The organism is Methylocapsa acidiphila B2, from assembly GCF_000427445.1.
GTDB lineage: Bacteria > Pseudomonadota > Alphaproteobacteria > Rhizobiales > Beijerinckiaceae > Methylocapsa > Methylocapsa acidiphila.
Genome location: NZ_KE386496.1, coordinates 3,528,145 through 3,551,515 on the forward strand (window position 1 = coordinate 3,528,145; position 23,371 = coordinate 3,551,515).

Genomic DNA, 23,371 nt, shown 5'->3' on the forward strand with positions numbered 1-23,371 from the left:
TGCTTCGAGGTCTCGCCCGGGCCTTCGAGCCGGCAGGCGAGAGACGGCCGTCCGAGCGCCGAAGCGGCCGGCGCATTGGGCGTTGCGCCGAGCTGCGCGGCTCTCGATCATACCAGCGGAGACAACAGGCGCAGGGACTGTAAGCGCAAAGTCGCGGCGCGCCAACTCATGATGCGCAACGCCTCGACCGACGAACAACGGCGCGTGAGGGCGGCGCCGAAATCAATAGACATGCAAAATGCCCCAATTGAAAAGGCCTATCGACTTTCATTCGACTACAAGACCGACCGGGTGTGGCCCGCGATGCCGGTCGCCGATGCGCCCGCGCCTACCGGCGCCGTTCTATAACCGCAAACGTAGGCGTTTCAACCTTTTTCTCAAAAGCAGCGCCGTTGCGGCGTTTTTGACGCTCCGGCGACAAGACAAATCGAATTCAGGCGGTTAAAGGTGGCGCCTGGAAGTGCGGGCGGGGGCGCCCGAGTGGATGGTCAAGACCGCGAAGGGCTGCTAAAGTTTGAACTCAAGCAATAGCATTCCTGCATCGCACAGTGATAAAGCGGTCCTGCGGCTCGAGCCCTTCCGAGAGTATCGCCGGGCCGTTTCGGCGTCGGGCGATTGTGACTGAATTTCAGGGTCGCGCCGAGGGGGCGCGGTCCGCACACACGGAGGAGGCGAAGCTGGACATTCACGAATATCAGGCCAAGGAGCTCCTGGCCAATTTCGGCGTTGCGACGCCTCGCGGCGCGGTCGCCTATAGCCCCGATCAAGCCGTTTATTGCGCAACAGAACTCGGCGGCTGGCATTGGGCGGTCAAGGCGCAGGTTCATTCGGGCGGGCGCGGCAAAGCCGGCGGCGTCAAGCTCTGCAAGACCTACAATGAAGTACGCGCGGCCGCGAATGAAATGCTCGGCAAGCATCTCGTCACCAACCAGACCGGCCCGGAAGGCAAGGTCGTTCAGCGCATCTATGTCGAGGTCGCCGAACCGTTCGAGCGTGAGATCTACCTCGGCTTCGTTCTCGACCGCAAAGTCGAACGCGTCCGCATCATCGCGTCGCGCTTCGGCGGCATGGAGATCGAAGAGATCGCCAAGGAGCACCCCGAGGAGATTCTCCAAGTCGTCGTCGAGCCGGCGGTCGGCCTTCAGGCCTTCGAGGCGCGCGAGATCGCGTTCGGCCTCGGCCTCAACCTGAAGCAGGTGAGCCGCGCGGTCGCCACGATGCTCGGCTGCTATCGCGCCTTTCGCGATCTGGACGCCACCATGGTCGAGATCAACCCGCTGGTGGTGACGAAGGACGACCGCGTGTTGGCGCTCGACGCCAAGATGTCGTTCGACGACAACGCCTTGTTCCGGCGCAGCTCCGTCGCCGACATGCGCGACCATTCGCAGGAAGATCCGCGTGAGGTCCAGGCCGCGGAGCACAACCTCAACTATGTCGGCCTCGACGGCGACATCGGCTGCATCGTCAACGGCGCCGGGCTCGCGATGGCGACCATGGACATGATCAAATACGCCGGCGGCAGCCCCGCCAACTTCCTCGACGTCGGCGGCGGCGCCTCGCCCGAGCGCGTCGCGGCGGCCTTCCGACTCGTGCTCTCGGACCGCAACGTCAAGGCGATTCTGGTCAATGTGTTCGCCGGCATCAATCGTTGCGACTGGGTCGCCGAAGGCGTGGTGCAAGCCTGCCGTTCTCTCGACGTCAACGTTCCGCTCGTTGTGCGCCTCGCCGGCACTAATTACGAAGCGGGCCGCGACATCATCGAGAAGAGCGGCCTGCCGATCATCTCCGCCGACACCTTGGCCAATGCCGCGCAAGCCGCCGTCACCGCTGCGTCCGGCGCCGGCAAGCAGGCGCGCGCGAGCTGACCTGACCCCCGTGGCGCGGAGCTCGCTCATTGAGGAGCGACGCTCTGGCTTCGCCTGATAAATGCTCGAGGGAGCTTCATAACGAATGAGCATTCTGATCGACGAAAACAGCCGGGTCCTGATCCAGGGATTCACCGGCGACAAGGGAACGTTTCACGCCAAGGAGATGATCGCCTGCGGCACCAAGGTCGTCGGCGGCGTCACGCCAGGCAAAGGCGGCGCCACCCATCTCGGCCTGCCGGTGTTCAACACGGTGAAGGAAGCGGTGCGCGCCACCGGCGCGACGACCAGCATCACCTTCGTGGCGCCGGCTTTCTGCGCCGACGCCATCATGGAGGCGGCGGACGCGGGCATTCAGCTCGTCTGCTCGATCACCGACGGCATCCCCGCCCAGGACATGATGCGGGTGAAGCGCTATCTGCTGCGCTACAATCGCGAGCGGCGGACGTTGATGGTCGGGCCGAACTGCGCCGGCATCATTAGTCCCGGCAAGGCGATGCTCGGCATCATGCCGAGCAACATATACAAGCAGGGTTCGGTCGGCATCGTGTCGCGCTCGGGCACGCTCGGCTATGAGGCCGCGGCCCAGCTCAAGGAGCTCGGGCTCGGGGTCTCGACCAGCGTCGGCATTGGCGGCGACCCGATCAACGGCAGCTCGTTCCTCGATCATCTCATCCTGTTCGAGCGGGATCCGGAGACCGAGGCGGTGATGATGATCGGCGAGATCGGCGGGCCTCAGGAAGCCGAGGCGGCGGCCTGGATCCAGAAAAACATGACGAAGCCGGTCGTCGGCTATGTCGCCGGCCTCACCGCCCCGAAGGGACGCCGCATGGGCCACGCGGGCGCGATCATTTCCGCGACCGGCGACAGCGCCGCAGAGAAAGCCGAGATCATGAAATCCTATGGCCTCGCCGTGGCGCCGAGCCCGAGCGAGCTCGGCGCAACAATGGCGAAGGTGCTGGCCGAAAGAGGCGGCGCGCGGGCGCACTAGCCGCGGGGCTTTGGTCGATTGGTTTTGAGCCTATCCAATCGGAATGCGCTCTAGGCGGTTTTCCGCCTGGAGCTCCATCCGCGGCGCTTTGCGTTTCGCGCCGCGGATCAGCGCCAATACAGCCGTAATCGAGCCGCAGTTTCTGAAACGAGGGGGGCGACATGATGAAGGCGATTCAACATATTGCGGCAGGCCGCCGCGGGCGCCGCTCATGATGGAGCGGGACGTCTGCGCCCTGTCGACGCAGATGGCCGCCGAGTCGGCCGTCGGCGAAATTCCGTTGCGCGGCGACGAAGCCGCCGACATCCTCTTCCAACTGCTTCTTGACGTCGTCGAGCGCCAGAATCCGCAAATCGCGGCGGCGCTCGCCGGAGACGCCAAATTCTGCGACGTCACGCCGGAGCTTCTCTCGCGCGTCTTCCAAGCCCATGGCATCTGGTTCCAGCTGCTGGCGATCGCCGAGCAGCACGCCGGCATGCGCGACCGCCGTCGGGACGAGCGCGAGCGCGGCGAGGCTGCCTTGCCGGGCACGTTCGCCAATCTCATCGCGACGGTCGCCGGGCGCGGCGTCGCGGCGAGCGAGCTGCGCGACCAGCTCGCTTCCTTGCGCATCCGGCCCGTCATCACAGCGCATCCGACGGAAGCCAAGCGGGTCACCGTTCTGGAAAAGCACCGCCGCATTTACCGGCTTCTCGTCGAGCTCGAGCAACCGCGTTGGACCGCGCGTGAGCGCTCCGGCCTTCTCGACCTACTTCGCGACGAGATCGAGCTTCTCTGGACGACCGGCGAATTGCGGCTCGAGAAGCCTTCGGTCGATCAGGAGGTCGCCTGGGGTCTTCACTTCTTCCACGAGACCCTTTTCGACGGCGTTCCCGAGCTGCTCAAGAAGCTCGATCGCGCGCTGCATCAATTCTACGCGGGGGAGAACTTTCCGCTCGCGCAGTTTTTCCAGTTTGGCTCCTGGATCGGCGGCGATCGCGACGGCAATCCTTTCGTCACCAATGACGTCACGCGCCGCGCGCTCGCCGAGAATGCTTTGGCGAGCTTGCGTCACTACGAGGAGCGGCTGTCGGTTCTGCTTCAGCGGATGTCCATCACCGAGCGCGCATTGCCGCCTCCGCAAGCCTTTCGCGAGGCGCTCGCCCGAGCCTTGGCGGCGAGCGGCGACGGCGACCAAATCGCCCAGCGCAATCCCGGCGAGCCCTATCGTCAATTTTTGTCCTGCATGCAGCGCAAGCTCAAGGCGACGCTCGTCCGCGTCGAGGGCGGGCGATCCGTCGGCGCGGCCGATTACGCCAGCGCCGACGAACTCATCGCCGATCTCGCGGTCATGGAGGAGGCGCTGAGCGAAAGCGGCAGCGTCGGCCTCGCCGCCGACCTCGTGCGTCCCTTGCGCGTGGCAGTCGAAGTCTTCCGGTTCCGCACGGTCAGGCTCGATCTCCGCGAGAACACGACACGCCTAACCCAGACGGTCCAGGCCCTCTGGCGCGCGAGAGCCGGCGCCGACGCGGGCGACCCGCCCGATCCCGAATCGCCCGAGTGGAAAGCCTGGATCGTCGCCGAGCTCGCCAAGCCGCGCCAAGGCGGGCGCTCAACGCTCACGTTGCCGCCCGACGCGCAGCAGACGCTCGACATGTTCAAGCTCGCCTGCGATGCGAGCGAGGAATTCGACCGCGAGGCATTCGGCAGCTTCATCCTCAGCATGAGCCGTTCGGTCGTCGATATTCTCGCCGCCTATCTCCTCGCCAAGGAGGCGGGAATGTTCCGCGACGCCGCCGGCGTCGAGGCCTGCACCTTGCCGATAACGCCGCTGTTCGAGACCATTCCCGATTTGCGCGCCGCGCCGGCGATCATGCGCGAATTGCTCTCCGTGCCCGTAGTGCGGCGCAGCGCCCGCGCGCAAGGCGGCATCCAGGAAGTGATGATCGGCTATTCCGACTCCAACAAGGACGGCGGCTTCCTGTCGTCCAACTGGGAGCTGTTCAAGGCGCAGAACCGCCTGGCGAAGGTCGGCCAGGAGGCCGGAATTCCGATCGCCTTCTTTCATGGCCGCGGCGGCTCGGTGAGCCGCGGCGGCCTGCCGACCGCCCATGCGATCGCGGCGCAGCCGGCGGGCTCGATCAAGGGCCGGTTCCGGGTGACCGAGCAAGGCGAGGTCGTCTCGTTCAAATACGCCAATCGCGGCACCGCCGCCTATCAGATGGAAGTGCTCTCGGCTGGCGTTTTCGAGCATGTGCTCCTGTCCGAGCGCGAGGAGGCGCTCGCGCCGCGCGCCGAGTTCGACGAGGCGATGGAGGCGCTTTCCGGCGCGTCGCATGCGGCCTATGCCGGGCTCATCGGCAATCCCGGCCTTCTCGCCTATTTCCAGTCGGCGAGCCCACTCGATGAAATTTCACTTTTGAACATTGGATCGCGGCCGGCGCGGCGCTTCGGCGCGCGCACTTTGAGCGACCTGCGCGCGATTCCCTGGGTTTTCGCCTGGTCGCAGAACCGCCACGTCATCACCGGCTGGTATGGCGTCGGCAGCGGCATCGCCAGTTTCCTCGACGTGCGCAAGGAGCGCGGCGAGGCCTTGCTGCAGCGTATGTTCCGCGAATCGCGCTTGTTCCGGCTGATCATCGCCGAGGTCGAGAAGACCATGTGCCTAGTCGACCTGTCGATCGCTCGGGAATACGCGAGCCTCGTGCCCGACGCCGCCGTGCGGGATGAGATCTTTGGGCTGATCGAGGCCGAATTCGCGCTGACGGCGGATATGGTCCGCCGCGTCGCGCAGGAGGACGAAATCGGTGAGCGCTTCCCGCATTACCGCAGCCGGCTAGAGCATCGCCTGCCGACCATCAACAAGATCAATCGCGAACAGGTCGAGCTGTTGCGCGGGTTCCGCGCCTCGACCAACGAGCTCGCGAAAGAAGCCTACAAGTCCAACCTGCTGCTTTCGATCAACTGCATCGCGAGCGGCCTCGGCGCCACCGGCTGAACCGGCGCGGCGCGCCAGACCAGGCGCCACGCCACAACGAAGCATCAAAGAGGAACGACGGCCATGAGCTTCACGATCATCGAACAGGCGACGCCCCGCCTGCATCGCTCCGAACTCGCGGTTCCGGGCTCCAATCCCGGACTGTTCGAGAAAGCCGCGAAATCGGCTGCGGACATTATCTTCCTCGACGTCGAGGACGCCGTCGCCCCCGACGACAAGGAGCAGGCCCGCAAGAACATTATCGCGGCGCTCAATGAGATCGACTGGGGCGCGAAGACCATGATGATCCGCATCAATGGCCTCGACACCCATTACATGTACCGCGACGTGGTCGACATCGTGGAGGCCAGCCCGCGCCTCGACATGATTCTGATCCCCAAGGTCGGCGTTCCGGCCGACGTCTATGCGATCGACATGCTGGTCACCCAGATCGAGGCCGCCAAGAAACGCGAGAAGCGCATTGGTTTCGAGGTCCTGATCGAGACCGCGCTCGGCATGGCCAATGTCGAGGCGATCGCGCAATCGAGCCGGCGGCTCGAGGCCATGTCCTTCGGCGTCGCCGATTACGCCGCCTCGACGCGCGCGCGCACGACGGTGATCGGCGGCGTCAACGCCGATTATGGCGTGCTGACGGACAAGGACGCCAACGGAAATCGCCAATATTTCTGGAGCGATCCCTGGCACGCCGCCCAAACCCGAATGATGGTCGCCTGCCGCGCCTATGGTCTAAGGCCGATCGACGGCCCGTTTGGCGATTTCAACGATCCCGACGCCTTCATCGCGGCGGCGAACCGCGCCGCCGTGCTCGGCTATGAAGGCAAATGGGCGATCCATCCGTCGCAGATCGAGCTCGCCAACCAGGTGTTCACGCCGTCCGAGGCCGAAGTGACCAAGGCGCGCCGCATCCTCGCGGCCATGGACGACGCGGCCAAGGCCGGCAAGGGCGCGGTCTCGCTCGACGGGCGCCTCATCGACATCGCGAGCATCCGCATGGCCGAGGCTCTGCTGAAAAAGGCGGACGCGCTCGGCGTCGCCGCCTGAGGCGTCGCATCTGGGAAGCGGCGTCGTAGCCGCGGAATGCTGCTCGATTTGGCCTCCGTCGCCTTGCGCGACGGGGGCCAAATCCATTTTCAGTGCGCCTGATTTAGATCAAAGGGAATCCGCTGCGTCGCGGCATAGGTTCTTCCAGCGCGGACGAGAAAAGCCGCCGACAGGAGAGATCTATGGACTGGGATCACCTTGAGGAAAATTGGAAACATTTCGCGGCCTCGGTCAAAGAGAAATGGACCAAGCTCAGCGACGAAGAGATCGCCGACTTGAAAGGCAAGCGCGAGCATCTCGAAGCTAAAATTCACGAGGCCTATGGCCACGCCAAGGACGAGATCAAGAAGGACGTCGACGCTTGGTTGACCGCCCTCAAGAAAAAAAACGATTCTCTGTGAGGAGCCCTGAACGCCGGTGCGTCGATGGCGCCGGCGTTGTTTTCGCCGAAGGTGCGCCTTCGGACAAAAGCGCCGGCGGTTCTATCGACGGTAGTCGCCTAGACCGAGCGGCGATAATCCTGGCGGCGCTCGATCAAGCGGCGTCGCGATCTTTGGCCTCGACCTGCGCAGCGCTGTAAAAAGGCGAGTCCATGCCGCGGCTCGCCGCTTCGACGGCATTTCCGTCATAGAGCCGCACCGTTAGGCTGCCGCCGAGCTGCTCGGCCGCCTTGGCGAGATAGCCGACGGCATAGGCTTTGGCGTTCTCGACCGAATCGAATTCATAGAATCCGCCGATCGTATTGGTGTTGAGGCCGCTGAGCCAGGTCTTGCTCTTCAAGCCCTTCTCTTGCTTCATCGAGACATTGATCGATGGCCAGTCGATTTCGGCGAAGGGAAGCGAAACCTGAATTTCGGCATAGAGATAGACCTTGCTGAGGCTCATTGGCTTTTGCTCCGGGGTTGAAGCGCGCCTTCTCATCAGGATGGCGCGCATTGTATCGGCTCGATAGCCCAATTTCATCAACGGCCTGACGCCGAGCCGCAATAGATCGGCTGTGGCCCTCCGAAATCGGCTTGTCGCGCGCGATTTTGCGCGTTCCGCCACACACAATATATATCTTCTATGGAATAACAAGGTCTACTGCGGCCCGGTCGCGAACCATGCGCAAAATGCAGTTGGGCGGTCGCGAGAATATTATTGACATTATCTATAGATTTAGAAATTAATGGTTCGCCTTCGCCTTCGCCTTCGCCTTCGCCTTCGCCTTCGCCTTCGCCTTCGCCTTCGCCTTCGCCTTCGCCTTCGCCTTCGCCTTCGCCTTCGCCTTCGCCGCGTTCTCGTCGGCGCCCGCAGCCCGGAGAAAAGCTTGAGCCGCTGCTCTCATTCCCAAGACGTTCATGGACCTTACGAAACCTATGATCTCGGCGATTTCGAGCTGGAGGCCGGCGGCGCGATCCGAGGCTTGAAGCTCGCCTATGTGACTTTTGGCAAACTGTCGCCCGGCAAGGACAATGCGATCCTCTTTCCGACTTGGTATTCGGGAACGACGAAAAACCTGGAGCAGGCCTATGTCGGCCCTGGGCGCGCGCTCGATCCGAGCAAATATTTCATCATTCTGGTCAATCAGATCGGCAATGGGCTTTCGAGCTCGCCGAGCACTGCGCCGCCGCCCTTTAATGCCGCGCGCTTCCCGCGCGCCCGCATCGGCGACGACGTGCGCGCCCAGCACAGGCTGATCGTCGAAAGATTCGGCGTGGAAAGATTGGCGCTGGTCCTCGGCGCCTCGATGGGCGCGCAGCAGACCTATGAATGGGCGGTCCGCTTTCCCGATGCGGTCGCGCGCGCCGCGCCAATCGCCGGCACGACGAGAACATCGCCGCATAACAGGCTGCTTTTGGATAATTTCATCGCGGCGATCGCCAGCGATCCGGCTTGGGACGGCGGCTGGTACGCCGACGCCTCAGCCGTTCATCGCGGACTGCGCCGCCACGCCCGCCTCTTCGCGCTCAATGGCTTCACCCCAGACCTCTATGCGCAGGCGCTTTGGCGTAAGCTTGGCTTTGTTTCCGATGAAGATTTTCTCACCGGCTTCGTCGAGGGACATTTCCTGCCGCAAGATCCAAACGATCTGATTTTCCTCGCAAGGAAATGGCGCGACAATGACGTGAGCCGCGCCGGCGGCGGCGACAAGGCAAGCGCGCTCGCCCGCATCAAGGCGAGAACCTTCGTCATCGCCATCGAGGAGGACGGCTTCTTTCCGCTCGCGGACATCGAGGCCGAGCAGAAGCTCATTGCGAACAGCGAGCTGAAGACCCTGTCTTCCAAATGGGGCCATCTCGCCTTGCTCGGCGTCGACCCCGGCTATGACGCGCGCATAGACGCCTTCCTGAAGGAGTTGTTGAGCCTATCCTGATGATGGGCGGAGCGAGAGCGAGGCGGCGGGTCGAGCGAAACTCGCAATGACGCGCCGCGTCGCATTTGAAGACGCAAAGGAGAAAACCATGCCTGTCGCGATACCGGCCGATCGGCCCGCCATAGATCCCTATCCGCTGAGCCCCTATGTGGCCTGGGCGGGCAATCGCAATCGCAACACCATCCTGAAAGCTTTCCAAGAGCTTTTCCCTAAGACCGGCGACGCCCTCGAACTCGCCAGCGGCAGCGGCATGCATATTAACTACTTCGCGCCGCATTTTCCGCAGCTGCGGTTTCAGCCTTCCGACTACAATTCGGAAGTATTCGACTCGATCAAGGCCAAGCGAGCGGAAGCCGGCAACGCCAATGTGGCGGATCCGATCGCCATCGATCTCACGAGCGCAGAGACCTGGCCTGATCCAAAGGATAAGCTTTACGACGCGATTTTCGTCATAAACCTTTTCCAAGTGGCTCCAGTCGCGATCATCGACGGAATCGCGCAGGTCGCCGCCAGGGTTTTGAAGAACGACGGCCTTCTGGCGATCTACGGCCCGTTCAAGGTCGCGGGCGCATATACGACGGAGTCGAATGAGGCCTTCGACAATGAAATCCTTGCGGCGAATGTGCCGGAATGGGGGCTGAAGGACGTCTCCGACCTCGAAAGGGCCGCCAATAAACATGGCGTCGTCCTCAAAAAGAGGGTCGACGGCCTGCCGTGCAATAATTTCATTCTTGTCTTCGGCAAGGCCTGAGAGAGGACCGCGGCTTCGGCGGCCTGACTCTTGAATCTCGACGCGCCAGAGCGGCAGACGCCACAGACCAAAATCGGGGGATCATTTGGCCTCGGGCACGGCGGTTGTGATTGGCGTTGGAGCGGAGGCGGGCGTCGGCGCGGCGCTGGCGCGACGCTTCGCGCGAGAGGGCCTGCGGGTCGTCCTCGCTGGGCGAACCGCGAGCCGTCTGGAAGCCATCGCCAAATCGATCGAGAAAGCCGGCGGAGGCGCCCTTCCCATCGCGGCGGACGCCTCGCGCGAGGACGATGTCATCGCCCTGTTCGAAAAGGCCGACGCCGACGGCGACCTGAAGCTCGTCGCCTATAATGTCGGCAACAATGCGCGGACCCCTCTGCTCGAGACCGAAGCCGGTGTTTTCGAGGCCATGTGGCGGCAAAATGCGCTCGGCGGTTTTCTGGTCGGGCGGGAGGCCGCCCGCAAAATGCTTCCCAAGGGCAAAGGCGCAATCTTTTTCACCGGCGCGACCGCCTCGCTGAAGGCGCGGCCTCCTTTTGTCGCCTTCGCCTCGGCTAAGGCGGCGCTTCGCGCGGTGGCGCAAAGCCTTGCGCGGGAGCTCGGCCCGCAGGGCGTGCATGTGGCGCATGTCGTGATCGACGGCGTCATCAATGGCGATTACGCCCGCGACAATTTCCCTGATTTCGTCCAGGCCAAGGGCGCAGACGGCCTCCTCGATGCGGACGCCATAGCGGAAAGTTTCTGGGCGCTTTATCGGCAGCCGAAAAGCGCCTGGACGCATGAACTCGATCTTCGGCCCTTCAAAGAGCCATTTTGACTTCTCGTGTTCCGCTCCGGCGCGTCCGCCGGTTCAATAGGCCGCGATCATCTCGTCGGAGACCGCGCGCACACCGCTGACGTCCTCGGCCAGCGCGACGAGCGCCTTGCGCTCCTCCGGCGTGCCGACGAGCCCCCAAATATGCACGACGCCGTTCGAGACGACGATATTGCGCTCGCCGAAATCCGTCCAGGATTGCTTGCCGAGCTCGGCGAGAACCGACGCCCTGATCCCGCGATCCGCAAGCCGGTCGTCGGCGGGCGGCGGCGGCGCCGAGGCCAGCGCCTGTATGAGATTGGACCGGCTGACGATTCCAACCAGCTTGCCGTCCTTCACGATCGGAACGCGCTTGATCCGATTTTTCTCCAGAATATTCGCCAATTCGGCGAGCGTGGCGTCCTCGCCGGCTGAAACGACCCGGTCGGACATGAGCTCGGATACTTTGCGGCCATGCGATTTGGAATAGTCGAAGGCCAGCACGCTCGCGGGGGTGATGGCTTCGAGCCACCACGGCCGCGTTTTCTCCGTGCCGATCTCCTCGCGACGCAGCAAATCGCCTTCGCTCAGAATTCCGATCACCCGGCGCTCGCCGTCGACAACCGAAAGAGCGCTGATGTCATGATCGACGAGGAGCCGGACGGCTTTCGCCAAATCATCGTCAGGGCCGACCGTGACGACGTCATGGACCATCACATCGCTGGCATTCATATCGTGTCCTCGCTTGTCGCCGCCTTGGTCTTCGCGCATCGAGCCGCGGGGCTTGGCTCGCGCGTGAACCGCCTGACACTATAATGCGCGGCATGTGACGAGCTTGATACAGCGCAAGCGCGGGGGCGCGCCGGGCTGGCGACAATCGTCGGGATCAGGCTCCGGGGGGCGCGTTTCTCGCGGCGGCGGCGCGGGCGGCGATCGTCTCCATATTGTGTCGCGAGCTTCGCGCGAGTCCGTGCTCCGTCTTGTGCCAATGATGCGGACGCAGGATCAAATCATAAAGCGCGGCCCAAGCGGCGGCCGACATCATGAGATAATAGGGAAAAAGCAGCGGCAGAAACGGCCAAAGGCCGAGGAGCTTGCGCCGTTTCATGCCAAGCAGCGAGAGCCAGATCACCGAGCCGCCGCCGAAAAGGACCACCGAAGCCCAGAGCGCCGCGATGACGAAGTCGAGCCCGGTGGCCGGATGGGGCAGGCCGAAGGCGGCGAGCTCGTAAATGGTGGCGGCGGTCAGAAAGGGCCAAAGCGGCGGCGCGAGGACGAGGCTCGTCAGCATTAGAACCAACGCTCCGGCGTTGATTGCTCCGACCTCGGCGACGAGGCGGCGCGGATGCCGGCTCAGGGTGATCAGCGTTTGCATCCATCCCTTGGACCAGCGCCGCCTTTGCGTGAGCCAGGCGCTGAACCTGCTCGGCGCTTCCTCCTGGGTGTGGGAAGGCAGCGTGCCCGCGCGATAGCCGAAACGGGCGAGCCGAAGGCCGAGGTCGGCGTCCTCGGTCACGTTCCAGGCGTCCCAGCCGCACACTTCGTGCAGCACGTCAGCGCGGAAATGGTTCGACGACCCTCCGAGCGGCGGCGGCAGGCGAAGCGCAGCGGTCCCGGGGTTCAGAACGTCGAACAGCGACGCATATTCGATCGAGAACATCCGGGTCAGCCAAGAATCCTCGATATTGTCGATCGTCAGCCGCGCTTGAAGACAGGCGAGCCGGCGGGGCTCGCGCAAGAAGCGCTCGGCCGCCTCGCGGAGCTGCAGGGCCGAGGGGGCGTCCTCCGCGTCGAAGACCGCCACGAATTGGCCGCGGAGGAGCGGCAGGGCGACATTGAGCGCGCGCGGTTTCGTGCGCGGCGACCCAGGCGGCGCGACGACGATCTCATAGGTCGGCGGTAGGCGCAAAGCTTCGAGCGCGAGACGGGTGGGGTGGTCATCCGACTCGACGACGAGCTTGATGTCGAGCTTGCCGCGCGGATAGTCCGGTATTATGGCGCAACTGCCACAAGCGATTTAGCTCCAGTCCCCCATCTGATTCCGAAAGGAGTCAGTGAGTGAGGGCGGCTGCGCTGGGCGCGCTTCTATCTTGTAGTATTCTGTTTTCCTACTGGATTAATTCTCCAGTTTGGTACCTCAATCCCCTTTTTTTGCATCATTCCATTTCCTTGGATACGAAGGCAAACCTCAGAGACCCTTGTGGTGCTATTAAAAATATCTGTATACTTCACGGCGCTATAAAGGAACATTATTTTACTCCCGCTCAACACAGCAGCCAATTCGAGATCTCCTATAGCGCGTGGAGTAGAATTGGCAGAAGCCCCTGGGCCAACTGGGAAATCCCCGCGCGATTCTTGCCAATTTGCCCCAAAGACGGGGATATCCTCTTCAAAGATAGGGGTATCATCACTCTGATTAATGATCCTATGGTCGATGAAAATAATTACGCCGATAGCGGGTGTCCTACCAAAGTTCTTCCAACGAACGGAGAACCCTACGGCCCTTTGGAACGAGATTTCATTTATCCTGCTATTAAAGGAAGGAAAACTTTCAACAGTTTCAAAGCATATCCACGCCCTCTCGGTGCCAACAGCAAGTATTGCTGCATTAGCAGAATCACGAGCCGCAGAGATAGTGTCTTTCATATCGGCCGCTTGTTGATCAGCGGCAATGCGCAGCCCGGCAGTTTCCCTAAACAAACCAGCAGTGGCGTAATAAAGGAGATACGTAAAGAGCACCAAAAGACCGTTGAATATGACAAGCAAAGTATCGGTGGGCTTCTCAAAAATTTGCTCAACCCAATGACTTTTTTGCTCTCCTTTATCATAATATTGATTATGATCCAGCGTCGCAGCAAACTTGCGGGAATCGCGATTATGATATGGGGCTACGGCTGGCTGGCCGCTACTATGTGGTTCGGGATGTTCCACGCCCAATAAACCAAAGAGGCTAGCTCCAAAGAGCGCTAACAGCGCAAATAGCGGCCCCCACGCCTTAATAACCATTTCCAAAATACCAATTTATTAAAAGTCGTCTAACCTTATGCCTTCTAGCTCTAGCGCTGCAAGGCAGGCCAGCAAAAATGTCGCGGCGAATGTCCCCCGCTTTAGCTTCATCGTGATAGAGGCTTCGGTCTCTTCAAAGCCGTGCTCTTTCAGCCGGTCCACAAGCTCAACATAGGTGACGCCAGCTTCCTTCATTTTGGCTTTCAAAAAAGAGCTAGCTCGCGCTTGCCATTCCTCTTCGGTCTTTGCGAATCCCATAGCCAAGCCTATCGTTTAAGAGAGCTATCAAAAACGATAGATTGTTGTTGACAGGCTGTCAAACCTACCATATTCGTTAGCTATCAAATTCGATAGGTAGCGAATATGTCGCAGCATTTCCTCCTCTCCCGCCCTGCCAAGACCCTGAGCCTCGCTCAGGTCTTCCGCATGTCGGACGCGGAAGCTGAGACGATGTTCTGCAAAGTCCGTTGGCCCGAGACGGAAGGGAAGCCTGTCTGCCCCCATTGCGGCGGGCTGGAGCCCTATGAGTGCCGGCGCCCAAATGGCTCGCTCCGGTTCCGCTGCAAGGCCTGCAAGAAGGACTTCACTGTCACCAGCGGGACGCTGTTTGCCTCGCATAAACTCCCGCTACGCGGCTATCTCGCGGCCATCGCGATCTTCTGCAATGAAGTGAAGGGGAAGTCCGCTCTGGCGATCTCTCGCGATCTCGGATTGTCTTACAAGGCCGCCTTCGTCCTCTTGCACAAACTGCGGGAAGCAATGGCAGAGGAAATGAAGGGCCGCACGGTCGGCGGCGAAGGCAAGGTCGCCGAGATCGACGGCGGGTATTTTGGCGGATACATCAAGCCGGCAAACATCAAGGAAAACCGCGTCGATCGCCGCTTAGGCCGCAACCAAAACGGCAAGCGCCAAGCTGTCGTCATCGTCCGCGAGCGTAATGGCCGTTCGCTTCCGGCCGTCTTCCGCACCGAAGGGCAGGCTCTTTCATTCATCCGCTCGCGCATTGCCAAGGGAACCGTCATCAATGCGGACGAAGGAAGCTCTTGGGACGCGCTGCATGCTCAATACGAGATGAAGCGCATCAATCACCAAGAGGCCTACAGCCTAGACGGCGCTTGCACGAATTGGGCGGAAGAATTTTTCAGCCGCATGCGCCGCGCCGAGCAAGGCCATCATCATCATATTGCCGGGCCGTACCTGCTTCGTTACGCGCAAGAGGCATCTTGGCGGGAGGACCATCGCCGGATAAGCAACGGCGAGCAGGTTCATATGGTTTCTGGTCTGGCGATGCGGCGCGGGCCGTCTGTGGATTTCAGCGGATATTGGCAGCGCACGAAAGCTATTTGATGACGCTATTCGTTTCGTAAGCTATCAAGTGGCGCATACAATGAAAACTCATTGCCTTTGCAACCTTCGAATCCCAGTGTTTTGTACCACTGATAGAGACTTGAATTGTCGCGACCACCTTCGCTTTCGAGCACGATTCCCCAAGCCGCGATATCTGGATTACGGTGAATGCGCCGTGCTGCATCTATTATCAAGGCAACACCAAGTCCCTGTGGGGCTAAATCATCACGCCCCATGAAACCGATTCTAATCATAGGGACAGGAATGCCACGTGGGGCCTTCCGATCGTCGCGGTTGATAAGATTAGATTTCTGGATCAACGCCGCAGATAATGTATAAAACCCCAAAATATGATTTGGGGACTCCGGGTTTTGAATGACGAAGGCTCGACAATAGTTTTTAGGAATCCATATTTTTGCTTCGGTTGAAAAAAAATTTGAGATCCGCTCGCTTCTCGAAGATTTGAAGTCAGCAGTTAAGTGACGTTCAGCCAATAAAACAGTGTTTAAAGGCTCTGGCCTCGGAGCAACTTCAAGAGCTGTGTCCCCTTGCGGATCGCTTCTGTTGGCTGTTTTGGAGTCGTCATGCATTGGATAAATTCATCAAAATCACTTTGCTCAAGCGTGACAATCCCCTCGAATTGGTCGCCGGAGTCAATAGGAAGCGCGGTCTCATTTTTCGTCTGGATCGTGTGATAATTAGTTTGTTCGGCCGTTAGCGGATCAAAAGGCCCGACAGTTTGGCCACAGATTGAATCGAAGGTCATGGCTGATCCCTTTTCAGGGCAAATGAGATAGGGCCTGCGGCAAAGCCGCAGAAGGGCGTCTGTGCTAGGCACAGACTATGGTCTCAATAATAAGCATTAACGGAGAGCTGCCACACACTCCGCATATCGGCGTAACAATCAAAGTCACAGCATATGGTTGCCAGTCAATCGCCCATTGACAGGAATGAAAGTTTATGTTACAGGCCTTAGCCTGCGGATAGGCCTGTCAATAATTCAAAAAATATTTTCATGAGCGCGTTGATGTGGCGGCCTTGCCACGAATAAGCTCCACACTCGGACGCCCCCGCGCTTCTCCGTCCCATCAATCATCCCTCTCCGGCATTGCTGGCGCAACGCATGGATAAGCCGGGCCGCGACAGCCTTAGCGAGTACCTTGTCGCCAGTGTCGAGCCCCTTCGCTGCCATGACCTTCAAGGCTAGCTGGCGCGTATTGAGCGGGCCTTGCGCCAAAGCTTCCTTGCATAAGGCGATGGCCTCGCCTCGCTTGAAGCAGCGATGAATATCGACATAGGGCGGGATTTCTTCCCGATCGCCCGATGCCTCAAAGATCGTGATCGCTGCGGTTATGTGCGCCAGGTCGGCCCGCGCTTGCGCGAGCTTCTTTTCATAGTTCGCGATTGAGGCGATGATTTCCGCTCTTTTGGAGCGAAGGGTCGTAACTGTGCGTATCTCTGCCATGGGGCAGATTTAGGCGCTGGGCTGACTGATTTCTTGTGGCGGTTGCGCCATAATACCGGGATAGTCGATCGCTTGCAGCGCCGTCGCGAGCTGCGCCACGATGCGCGCTTCACGATGGAGGGCGATGACGATCGAATAGGTCGGGAGCATCCGGTCTGGGAGCCGGATAGGAGAGGGCGGGCTCGCCGCAGCGACGCTCGCCGAGCCGGCGAAGAGGCGCAACATGATCGCCGCCAGGAACAAGCCGTTCAAACTGAGAGACAATGTAGTCCAGGCGAAAGTGGGCGCCAGGGCGAGCAGGAGGGCCGCGATCGCGACCGCTATGACGGCGATCCGGCGTTGCGCCTCCGTCGCGCCGTCCTTTGCCGAAAAGCTTGGGTCGACGCTCGAAAGGCCGAGGCTCGCTGCGGCCGCGATGGTCGGCGCGGCGAAAGCCTGGACGAGCCGCGACAAATGGGCGGGCGTGGTGATGGCGAGGCCGGCGCTCGCCAGATGATGACCGCCGCCCGCGCGAAGGAGATCGGCGAGAGCGGCGCCGCGCGGCGCTGCGAGCCAATGCAGGCCCATGTCTCCTTGCAGGGGAGCGACGCCGGCGTGAATGGAATGGGGGTAGCGGGCGCCGGCCCCGAGCGCGTGGTCGGTTTGCGTGAACGGCAAGCCGAGATGGCGCGCGATGGAGCTGTAGTAGAACGACTCGTCGACGACGCCGGTGGCGAGCAAGGCGGCGTCGGGGGAAATCGCCTGTTCCCGCGCTTGAGCCTGGACAAGGCGGAGAAACTCGGGAGGCGCGCCATAACGAGACAAAAAGGCGAGCTCGACCGTCAGCCCGTCCAAATGGCGATCGGCCGCCACGTCGGCGAGCGCCGTCGATGTTGGCGGAGAAGGCGGACCGAGGCTCCTCGGGCCGACCGGTGATTGGTTTCGGTCGACGGACTGGAAATTCATTCGAAAATTCACAGGTCCAGCAAATGTTGCCTTAACCTATACAACATTCATCAGGAGCTTGACTATCGAGTTCCGTCGGGTCAGGGCGGTTGTCGCGTGGCCCTGCGCCCTCGTTTCAGGGGGGCGTGAAAGCATCAGATCTAGCTTAAGTGAAGCAGTATCGTTGCGCGATCGGGAGGAAGATAAAAGCTCAGATCTAGCCGAAATTCGTCCATATGATCGACGTTTTTACGCGGAATATTAAGGCTGTGCCGCGTTCAAGCGATATTCTGATGAATAACACTTGATGGCGTTAAAATTTCTGTCAAAATAATTAAATTCAAAAAAATCATCGCCGGGAGGCGGCGCCATGCTTATTGCCATTGCGGGAAGTGCATTTTTAGGACTCACGCTTGCGTTGTTTTTTAGGGTCTATGTCCTTTGGCCGACCTGCGCAGTGCTGATCGTTCTTGTTTTCTCTAATTCGTTTCAGCCGGCGCAGAGCCTGGTCGGCGCGGTCATAATGATGGCCGCACTGATCACGAGCCTTCAAGTCGGCTATTTTACGGGCTTGATTTTAAAGATGTTTCCGCGCGCCCCCTTACGGGTCAAGAGAGGCGCGTTGGAGGGGCGTCCGATATCCTCGGCTGCTGCCTTGAGCCCGCGTTCTATCCGTCACCGGCGCATCCGACATTAAGGCTGCGATCAATCTGGAATGACGCGTGAGCCGCGAGCATTCGTCCTTCCGCGCGAGGATTCGGGCCTTTCAGCCGGCGCGCGCCACAGCAGTCGAAAGCTTTTATGAACGCTGGAAGGTGAGATAGACCGGCCGGCGTTCCTCGCGAAGAGCCTTGGACTCATATCGCGTTCCTTCCCAACCCTGCCAGGGTTGCAGCCAGTCCGAGGCGTTTTCGGCCGCCCAGCGGAAATCTGGCGACCTCAGCACGCGGGCTAAGGTCCAGCCGGCATTGTCGTCTATGTCGGTTGCAAAGCGCAGCTCGGCGCCAGGACGCATGCGGCTCGCGAGGACCGTGAGCATCTCATCGGAGAGGAATCGCCGCTTGCGCTGTCGTCGTTTCGGCCAAGGGTCTGGATAGAGAAGATAGACTCCATCCAAGGAATTTTCGGGTATCGCCTCGATCACGGCGCGCGCGTCTCCATTATAAAGGCGCACATTCGTCAAATGTCCCTCCTCGATGAGGGCCACGGCCTTGGCGACTCCGTTCAGATAGGCTTCGCAGCCGATAAAGCCGAGATCGGGGTGCAGGCGGGCCTCGGCGGCGAGATGCTCGCCGGCGCCGAACCCGATTTCGAGCCAGATCGCGGTCGGCTTTTCAAGAAAAAGCGACGGGGGGTCGGAAATTGGCCGGGAGGCGTCCAGAGCGGCGCCGGGAAGGACCGTCCGCAGCAGCTCAGCCTGCCGGTAGCGCAGCCTCTTTCCTTTGCGGCGGCCGTAAAGGCCCCGGGGGCGGTCCGGAGTCTCCGCCGAAAGATCGGGCCTCGCCAAATCGGGACTTGAGAAATTCTCGGGCGTCGGCGAAGCGGGACCCCCGGCGGCCGGCTCGCCGAATTGCCTTTTTCGCGTCATCCGAGCCGCCGAACGGTCTTTGCGAGAGTTCAGGCGAGATAAGCTTTGATCTTGTCCGCGAGGTCCGTATTTTCCCAGGAAAAGCCGCCCTCGACGTCGGGCGCGCGGCCAAAATGTCCGTAAGCGGAGGTCCGCGCATAGATCGGCCGGTTGAGATTGAGATGCTCCCGGATTCCGCGCGGCGAAAGTCTCATGCTCTGCCCGAGCGCTGCCTCCAGGCGATCCTCGGAGACTTTCCCGGTGCCATGGGTATCGACATAAATGGACAGTGGATCGGCGACGCCGATCGCATAGGCCAGCTGAATGGTCACGCGATCGGCAAGTCCGGCCGCGACGACATTCTTGGCGAGATAGCGGGCGGCATAGGCCGCCGAGCGGTCGACCTTCGTCGGGTCCTTTCCAGAAAAAGCGCCGCCGCCATGGGGCGCCGCGCCGCCGTAAGTGTCCACGATGATCTTGCGGCCGGTCAGACCGGTGTCGCCGTCAGGTCCCCCGATGACGAATTTTCCGGTGGGGTTCACGTGCCAAACCGTCTCTGGGTTGATCCAGCCTTCCGGCAGCGTCGCCCGAATGTAAGGCTCGACGATCGCGCGGACGTCGGACGAGCTCAAATTCTCGTCGAGATGCTGGGTCGAGAGCACGATCTGGGTCACCCCGACCGGCTTACCGTCGACATATCTGACAGTCACTTGACTTTTCGCGTCCGGCCCGAGCTTGGCGGCGTCGCCCTCACCAGCTTTTCTGGCTTTGGCGAGGGTCTCGAGGATTTTATGCGCATAAAAAAGCGGCGCCGGCATCAATTCCGGCGTCTCACGGCAGGCGTAACCGAACATAATGCCTTGATCGCCGGCGCCTTCATCCTTATTGCCGCTCGCGTCGACGCCTTGCGCGATGTCGGCCGATTGGGCGTGAAGAACCACGTCGACATTGGCGTTCCGCCAGTGAAAGCCGTCCTGCTCGTAGCCAATGTTCTTGATCGCGTCCCGCGCCGTCGCCTCGATCTGCTCTTTCGAGATGGCCGGGCCGCGAACCTCGCCGGCGATGACAACGCGATTGGTCGTCGCCAGAGTCTCGCAGGCGACGCGGATCTGATAGGGATCGACGCCGGATTTTGCGCCCTCGCGGAAGAACAAGTCGACGATCTCGTCGGAAATCCGGTCGCAAACCTTATCGGGATGCCCTTCCGAGACAGATTCACTGGTGAAAAGATAGTTCGCGCGGGGCACTGCTCGTCTCCATGGGCGAAAAAATCAAAGGTGCGGCGAATTTCAAATGGCGGCGAAGATTATCGGTCGCGCTCCAAAGGCGGGCGTCGGCGTTGGAGACGCGCCGGCCTGGGCGTGACAAGCCCGGGATGTAGAAATAACTTGTTCGTTTTGTCAAGCGATTTGGCTGGAAACGTTCGATAGACAGAACGGCGGCTCGCCAAAGCGGCGACTGAATTGAGACCGTCAACTCCATCGGAAAACGCGTTAAGCCCTTGAGTGAGCCTTATCTCATTGACCAAACGGATAAGGTTCAACGGGATTTCGGACAATACGAGGCGAAAGCGGCGTCATCGCTCAATCAGAGCGGGCTCGCGATCGTTTTTGTTCCATGTCCGGAGCTGTGGCGCGTGGCGGACGGCGCGTCATGGGCCGAGCCGCGTAAGTCGCGACGGCGCAAAAGGCTCTGGCGATCCTTTACAGGCGAAGGGAATAGTCGGGCGCTGCGCTCGGCAAAAGCGGCGTAGCGACAGCGTCAAGACACGGGCTCAGTCGACCGGGTCGTCTTCAGACCGGTCCCGTCCATTCGTCTCGTCTCCGGCCAAGGCCGTCACGAGATCGATGATCCGCTTGCGGACCTTCGGATCGTGGATCCGCGCGAAGGCCATATTGAGATGCAGGCCCTCGGCGGTGGATAAGAAATCCGCGACATAGCTCGTATGGGAATCTTCCGCGACGCCGGCATGGCCGTTTTCGCCATTGGGGACGGTTTCGAAGGAGGGCGCACCCTCGAAGAAGAAAGCCGGCGGAACGTCGAGAGTCCGCGAGATCTGCTGCAATCGGCTGGCCCCGATCCTGTTTGCGCCCTTCTCGTATTTTTGCACTTGCTGGAATGTCAGTCCCAAGGCTTCGCCGAGCTTTTCCTGGCTCATGCCGAGGATCACGCGCCGCATTCGAACGCGGCTGCCGACATGCCGGTCGATCGGGTTCGGGACCTTCTTCATTTTGCTCATCGTCAGACTTGCTTCACTCATCGCCAGGCGTTCTTCCTTTATTGTAGAGCTTTCTGCGTCCGGCGCTACCAATGGGAAACCCCAGCGCTCGCCGCAATTGACTTCCAGAACTGCCAAAGGGTCGCGTCCGATCTCCTAACTTCGGAGCGGAAAAAAGCGCGTCATAAACAAATATGAATAAAGATCAGTCGTAACCTCTTGTCAAATCATTCCGCCGGGCCACAACGGCCGCCAGAAGCATCGCGATCCAGACGACGAACGCGCAGGAGAAAGGCGCCTTGGCGAAGATCGGGCGGGCGATGCTCTGCGGCAGGGCGCCCTGGAGCAGGCCTTCGGCGCCGAGGGGCAACTGGGCGAGAATGCGACCATAGGGGTCGATGATGGCGGAAATGCCGGTGTTGGCGGCGCGAATGAGGGGCAGGCCTTCCTCGATCGCGCGCAGCCTCGCCTGCGCGAAATGCTGATGAGGGCCGGCGGTCGCCCCGAACCAGCCGTCATTGGTCAAATTGAGCAAGAGTCCGGGCCGCGGGCCGTTCGACCAATCGGGCTCCACCTCGCCTGGAAAGATCGCCTCGTAGCAAACGAGCGGCGAGACGATCGGCAGGCCGGGGACCGCGAGCGTCCGCCTCTCCGGCCCGGCTTCGAATCCGCCGGGCACGTGCACGAAATTGCGGAGGCCCAAGACCTCCAGGATTGACCGAAGCGGCAAATACTCGCCGAACGGAACAAGATGCACTTTGTCGTAACTGTCGAGGATGCGCCCGCCGCTCGCGATCACTTGCACGGCGTTGTAATAGCGCGGGCGCGGACGCGCATCAGCCGCCAAGACCACCTCGGGCGGGGGCGGAACGCCATTCTCCTGCCGCGCGGCGCCGGTAACGAGAACGGTTCTTGGCGACAAGAAGGCGCCGATCAGAGCCAGCGCCTGGCGATCGCGCGACAAGATGAACGGAAAGGCCGATTCCGGCCAGATCAGGACCGTCACGCCGGCTGGCGAGGTCGCGCTCTCCAAATCCGACAGCCGCAGGTAATGCGCGAGAATCTCTGCCTTGTTCTCCGGTCTGAACCTGTCGTCTTGGGGGAGATTGGGCTGCATGATGCGCAGCGTCACTCCGGCGACGTCGGCGCGATCGGCCGTCGCGAGGCGAAGGGCGCCGAAGCCGCAGATGGCGGCGAAAGCGAGGAGAGCGAAAAGCATTACGCCTGCGGGCGCGGACGCCCATCGCCGCAAGCTTCCGTCGCGCGCGCCCGGTTTAGGCGCGGCGTCGGCCAGGACCGCTGGGGCCGAAGACAGAAGGATCGTGATGGCGGCGAGCCCGTAAAGGCCGATGACCGAGGCCAATTGGGCGGTGACCAGATGGTCGCCGAGCGCCATGCCGAAATTATTCCAGGGAAAGCCGGTCAAGACATGGCCGCGTAGCCATTCCGCCAATGTGAGCCCGGCGGCGAAGGCGAAAAGCCGGCCTGGTCCCGACGACCACAGGAGATGCGCCAGGGCGAAACCAAAGGCCGGGAAAAAGGCCAGGACTGCGGGCAGACCGAGGACTCCGAGCGGCAGCGCCCAGGCGAACTCGTCGGCGTCGACGAGAAAAGCCGCGCCGAGCCACCAGAGGCCCGCGACGAAATAGCCAAAGCCCCACCACCAGCCAGCCGCGAAGGCGCGTCTGGTCGCCCGCGGCGGGACGAGACGGGCGGCGAATCCGCGCGGGCGCGCCGAATATATGGCCTTCGCCTCCGCTGATCCATCGATCAGCCAGACGCCGACGGTCATTGAGACCATCATCAGGGGAAGAAAATCGAAGGGGGCCATGGCGAGCGCGCCGACCGCTCCAACAGCGAAGGCGAGCAGACTCCTTCGCCAACTCTCGGCGCGAGTGATCCAGGCGGCGAGCGCGCGCATGCAATGTTCCAAAGGTTTAAGTCTCGGGGGCGCTCTTATGCGCTATTCGCGCCATTTTCGTGATGGCGTCCGGCGCAAATAAAACAGCGGCTCCGCTGGATGAGCGAGCGCGACGCCAGACTTCGGCGAAGTTTTTCGAGATCTAAGACGCC

Annotated in this window: 23 protein-coding genes; 11 read left to right on the forward strand and 12 right to left on the reverse strand. The window is 61.3% G+C overall.

Annotation, left to right across the window (positions count from 1 at the left end; translation table 11 throughout):
- Positions 1-168: 168 nt before the first annotated feature.
- The 6 genes from METAC_RS0119455 (at position 169) to METAC_RS0119480 (ending at position 7,275) form a co-directional block, all read left to right on the forward strand.
- Complete coding sequence (locus tag METAC_RS0119455; protein ID WP_026608296.1) at positions 169-348, forward strand: hypothetical protein; 180 nt, start codon at positions 169-171, stop codon at positions 346-348.
- A gap of 329 nt (positions 349-677) precedes the next feature.
- Positions 678-1,865 carry a malate--CoA ligase subunit beta gene (locus tag METAC_RS0119460; protein WP_026608297.1) on the forward strand — a complete coding sequence of 396 codons (1,188 nt, stop codon included), beginning with the start codon at positions 678-680 and terminating at the stop codon, positions 1,863-1,865.
- Positions 1,866-1,950: 85 nt separating this feature from the next.
- Positions 1,951-2,856, forward strand: coding sequence for a succinate--CoA ligase subunit alpha (gene sucD / locus METAC_RS0119465; protein ID WP_026608298.1), 906 nt, complete (start codon positions 1,951-1,953; stop codon positions 2,854-2,856).
- 247 nt (positions 2,857-3,103) lie between these two features.
- Positions 3,104-5,833, forward strand: coding sequence for a phosphoenolpyruvate carboxylase (locus tag METAC_RS0119470; protein ID WP_245257582.1), 2,730 nt, complete (start codon positions 3,104-3,106; stop codon positions 5,831-5,833).
- Positions 5,834-5,896: 63 nt separating this feature from the next.
- On the forward strand, positions 5,897-6,874 hold the full coding sequence (locus METAC_RS0119475; protein WP_026608300.1) for an HpcH/HpaI aldolase/citrate lyase family protein: 978 nt from the start codon (positions 5,897-5,899) through the stop codon (positions 6,872-6,874).
- A 182-nt stretch (positions 6,875-7,056) separates the two neighbouring features.
- The gene (locus METAC_RS0119480) at positions 7,057-7,275 is read left to right on the forward strand and encodes a CsbD family protein (protein ID WP_026608301.1); all 219 of its coding nucleotides are present in this window, start codon (positions 7,057-7,059) and stop codon (positions 7,273-7,275) included.
- A 133-nt stretch (positions 7,276-7,408) separates the two neighbouring features.
- On the opposite strand, the gene METAC_RS0119485 is transcribed toward METAC_RS0119480, so the two are convergent.
- Both METAC_RS0119485 and METAC_RS27250 read right to left on the reverse strand, forming a co-directional pair.
- Positions 7,409-7,759 carry a YdhR family protein gene (locus METAC_RS0119485; protein ID WP_026608302.1) on the reverse strand — a complete coding sequence of 117 codons (351 nt, stop codon included), beginning with the start codon at positions 7,757-7,759 and terminating at the stop codon, positions 7,409-7,411.
- Positions 7,760-8,039: 280 nt separating this feature from the next.
- Positions 8,040-8,201 (reverse strand): hypothetical protein, encoded by a 162-nt coding sequence (locus tag METAC_RS27250; protein WP_245257528.1) that lies wholly within the window; start codon positions 8,199-8,201, stop codon positions 8,040-8,042.
- On the opposite strand from METAC_RS27250, the gene METAC_RS0119490 reads away from it, so the two are divergent.
- From METAC_RS0119490 to METAC_RS0119500, 3 genes are all read left to right on the forward strand, one after another.
- On the forward strand, positions 8,184-9,230 hold the full coding sequence (locus METAC_RS0119490) for an alpha/beta fold hydrolase (RefSeq protein ID WP_026608303.1): 1,047 nt from the start codon (positions 8,184-8,186) through the stop codon (positions 9,228-9,230). The genes METAC_RS27250 and METAC_RS0119490 overlap by 18 nt on opposite strands.
- A gap of 88 nt (positions 9,231-9,318) precedes the next feature.
- Positions 9,319-9,981, forward strand: coding sequence for a DUF938 domain-containing protein (locus METAC_RS0119495; protein ID WP_026608304.1), 663 nt, complete (start codon positions 9,319-9,321; stop codon positions 9,979-9,981).
- Between the two features lie 85 nt (positions 9,982-10,066).
- Positions 10,067-10,795, forward strand: a complete 729-nt coding sequence (locus METAC_RS0119500) for an SDR family NAD(P)-dependent oxidoreductase (protein ID WP_026608305.1) — start codon at positions 10,067-10,069, stop codon at positions 10,793-10,795.
- Between the two features lie 33 nt (positions 10,796-10,828).
- Here METAC_RS0119500 and METAC_RS0119505 read toward each other — a convergent pair whose 3' ends face one another.
- The 4 genes from METAC_RS0119505 to METAC_RS0119520 all read right to left on the reverse strand — a co-directional run bounded on the left by METAC_RS0119505 (position 10,829) and on the right by METAC_RS0119520 (position 14,035).
- Entirely contained in the window at positions 10,829-11,503 is a 675-nt protein-coding gene (locus tag METAC_RS0119505; RefSeq protein ID WP_026608306.1) for a CBS domain-containing protein, read from the reverse strand.
- Positions 11,504-11,657: 154 nt separating this feature from the next.
- Positions 11,658-12,788: a glycosyltransferase family 2 protein gene (locus METAC_RS24610; RefSeq protein ID WP_084143801.1), complete on the reverse strand. Its 1,131-nt coding sequence runs from the start codon at positions 12,786-12,788 to the stop codon at positions 11,658-11,660.
- 68 nt (positions 12,789-12,856) lie between these two features.
- Positions 12,857-13,777, reverse strand: coding sequence for a hypothetical protein (locus METAC_RS26625; RefSeq protein ID WP_156898285.1), 921 nt, complete (start codon positions 13,775-13,777; stop codon positions 12,857-12,859).
- Between the two features lie 18 nt (positions 13,778-13,795).
- Positions 13,796-14,035 (reverse strand): DUF6471 domain-containing protein, encoded by a 240-nt coding sequence (locus tag METAC_RS0119520; RefSeq protein ID WP_026608308.1) that lies wholly within the window; start codon positions 14,033-14,035, stop codon positions 13,796-13,798.
- Between the two features lie 105 nt (positions 14,036-14,140).
- On the opposite strand from METAC_RS0119520, the gene METAC_RS0119525 reads away from it, so the two are divergent.
- Positions 14,141-15,124 (forward strand): IS1595 family transposase, encoded by a 984-nt coding sequence (locus METAC_RS0119525; RefSeq protein WP_026608309.1) that lies wholly within the window; start codon positions 14,141-14,143, stop codon positions 15,122-15,124.
- 5 nt (positions 15,125-15,129) lie between these two features.
- On the opposite strand, the gene METAC_RS26630 is transcribed toward METAC_RS0119525, so the two are convergent.
- Both METAC_RS26630 and METAC_RS0119545 read right to left on the reverse strand, forming a co-directional pair.
- Positions 15,130-15,714 carry a hypothetical protein gene (locus tag METAC_RS26630; RefSeq protein ID WP_156898286.1) on the reverse strand — a complete coding sequence of 195 codons (585 nt, stop codon included), beginning with the start codon at positions 15,712-15,714 and terminating at the stop codon, positions 15,130-15,132.
- 884 nt (positions 15,715-16,598) lie between these two features.
- Entirely contained in the window at positions 16,599-17,441 is an 843-nt protein-coding gene (locus METAC_RS0119545; protein WP_156898287.1) for a hypothetical protein, read from the reverse strand.
- A 442-nt stretch (positions 17,442-17,883) separates the two neighbouring features.
- Between METAC_RS0119545 and METAC_RS0119555 the strand changes: the two genes are divergently transcribed.
- Positions 17,884-18,210 (forward strand): hypothetical protein, encoded by a 327-nt coding sequence (locus METAC_RS0119555; RefSeq protein ID WP_026608313.1) that lies wholly within the window; start codon positions 17,884-17,886, stop codon positions 18,208-18,210.
- Positions 18,211-18,312: 102 nt separating this feature from the next.
- Here the strand turns inward: METAC_RS0119555 and trmB are convergent, their stop codons facing one another.
- From trmB to lnt, 4 genes are all read right to left on the reverse strand, one after another.
- Positions 18,313-19,101, reverse strand: a complete 789-nt coding sequence (trmB, locus tag METAC_RS0119560) for a tRNA (guanine(46)-N(7))-methyltransferase TrmB (protein WP_084143802.1) — start codon at positions 19,099-19,101, stop codon at positions 18,313-18,315.
- A gap of 29 nt (positions 19,102-19,130) precedes the next feature.
- Positions 19,131-20,327 (reverse strand): methionine adenosyltransferase, encoded by a 1,197-nt coding sequence (metK, locus tag METAC_RS0119565; RefSeq protein ID WP_026608315.1) that lies wholly within the window; start codon positions 20,325-20,327, stop codon positions 19,131-19,133.
- 527 nt (positions 20,328-20,854) lie between these two features.
- On the reverse strand, positions 20,855-21,310 hold the full coding sequence (locus tag METAC_RS0119580) for a helix-turn-helix domain-containing protein (RefSeq protein ID WP_036256851.1): 456 nt from the start codon (positions 21,308-21,310) through the stop codon (positions 20,855-20,857).
- Between the two features lie 193 nt (positions 21,311-21,503).
- Positions 21,504-23,219, reverse strand: a complete 1,716-nt coding sequence (gene lnt / locus METAC_RS0119585) for an apolipoprotein N-acyltransferase (RefSeq protein ID WP_051335706.1) — start codon at positions 23,217-23,219, stop codon at positions 21,504-21,506.
- Between the last annotated feature and the right edge of the window lie 152 nt (positions 23,220-23,371).

Excerpts from the sequence above, each read along its gene's own strand:
- METAC_RS0119455 (WP_026608296.1), top strand. The coding sequence starts at position 169 with ATGATGCGCAACGCCTCGACCGACGAACAACGGCGCGTGAGGGCGGCG.
- sucD (WP_026608298.1), top strand. The coding sequence starts at position 1,951 with ATGAGCATTCTGATCGACGAAAACAGCCGGGTCCTGATCCAGGGATTC.
- METAC_RS0119470 (WP_245257582.1), top strand. The coding sequence starts at position 3,104 with ATGGCCGCCGAGTCGGCCGTCGGCGAAATTCCGTTGCGCGGCGACGAA.
- METAC_RS0119475 (WP_026608300.1), top strand. The coding sequence starts at position 5,897 with ATGAGCTTCACGATCATCGAACAGGCGACGCCCCGCCTGCATCGCTCC.
- METAC_RS0119480 (WP_026608301.1), top strand. The coding sequence starts at position 7,057 with ATGGACTGGGATCACCTTGAGGAAAATTGGAAACATTTCGCGGCCTCG.
- METAC_RS0119485 (WP_026608302.1), bottom strand. The coding sequence starts at position 7,759 with ATGAGCCTCAGCAAGGTCTATCTCTATGCCGAAATTCAGGTTTCGCTT.
- METAC_RS27250 (WP_245257528.1), bottom strand. The coding sequence starts at position 8,201 with ATGAGAGCAGCGGCTCAAGCTTTTCTCCGGGCTGCGGGCGCCGACGAG.
- METAC_RS0119495 (WP_026608304.1), top strand. The coding sequence starts at position 9,319 with ATGCCTGTCGCGATACCGGCCGATCGGCCCGCCATAGATCCCTATCCG.
- METAC_RS0119505 (WP_026608306.1), bottom strand. The coding sequence starts at position 11,503 with ATGAATGCCAGCGATGTGATGGTCCATGACGTCGTCACGGTCGGCCCT.
- METAC_RS26625 (WP_156898285.1), bottom strand. The coding sequence starts at position 13,777 with ATGGTTATTAAGGCGTGGGGGCCGCTATTTGCGCTGTTAGCGCTCTTT.
- METAC_RS0119520 (WP_026608308.1), bottom strand. The coding sequence starts at position 14,035 with ATGGGATTCGCAAAGACCGAAGAGGAATGGCAAGCGCGAGCTAGCTCT.
- METAC_RS0119525 (WP_026608309.1), top strand. The coding sequence starts at position 14,141 with ATGTCGCAGCATTTCCTCCTCTCCCGCCCTGCCAAGACCCTGAGCCTC.
- METAC_RS26630 (WP_156898286.1), bottom strand. The coding sequence starts at position 15,714 with ATGCATGACGACTCCAAAACAGCCAACAGAAGCGATCCGCAAGGGGAC.
- METAC_RS0119555 (WP_026608313.1), top strand. The coding sequence starts at position 17,884 with ATGCTTATTGCCATTGCGGGAAGTGCATTTTTAGGACTCACGCTTGCG.
- trmB (WP_084143802.1), bottom strand. The coding sequence starts at position 19,101 with ATGACGCGAAAAAGGCAATTCGGCGAGCCGGCCGCCGGGGGTCCCGCT.
- METAC_RS0119580 (WP_036256851.1), bottom strand. The coding sequence starts at position 21,310 with ATGAAGAAGGTCCCGAACCCGATCGACCGGCATGTCGGCAGCCGCGTT.
- lnt (WP_051335706.1), bottom strand. The coding sequence starts at position 23,219 with ATGCGCGCGCTCGCCGCCTGGATCACTCGCGCCGAGAGTTGGCGAAGG.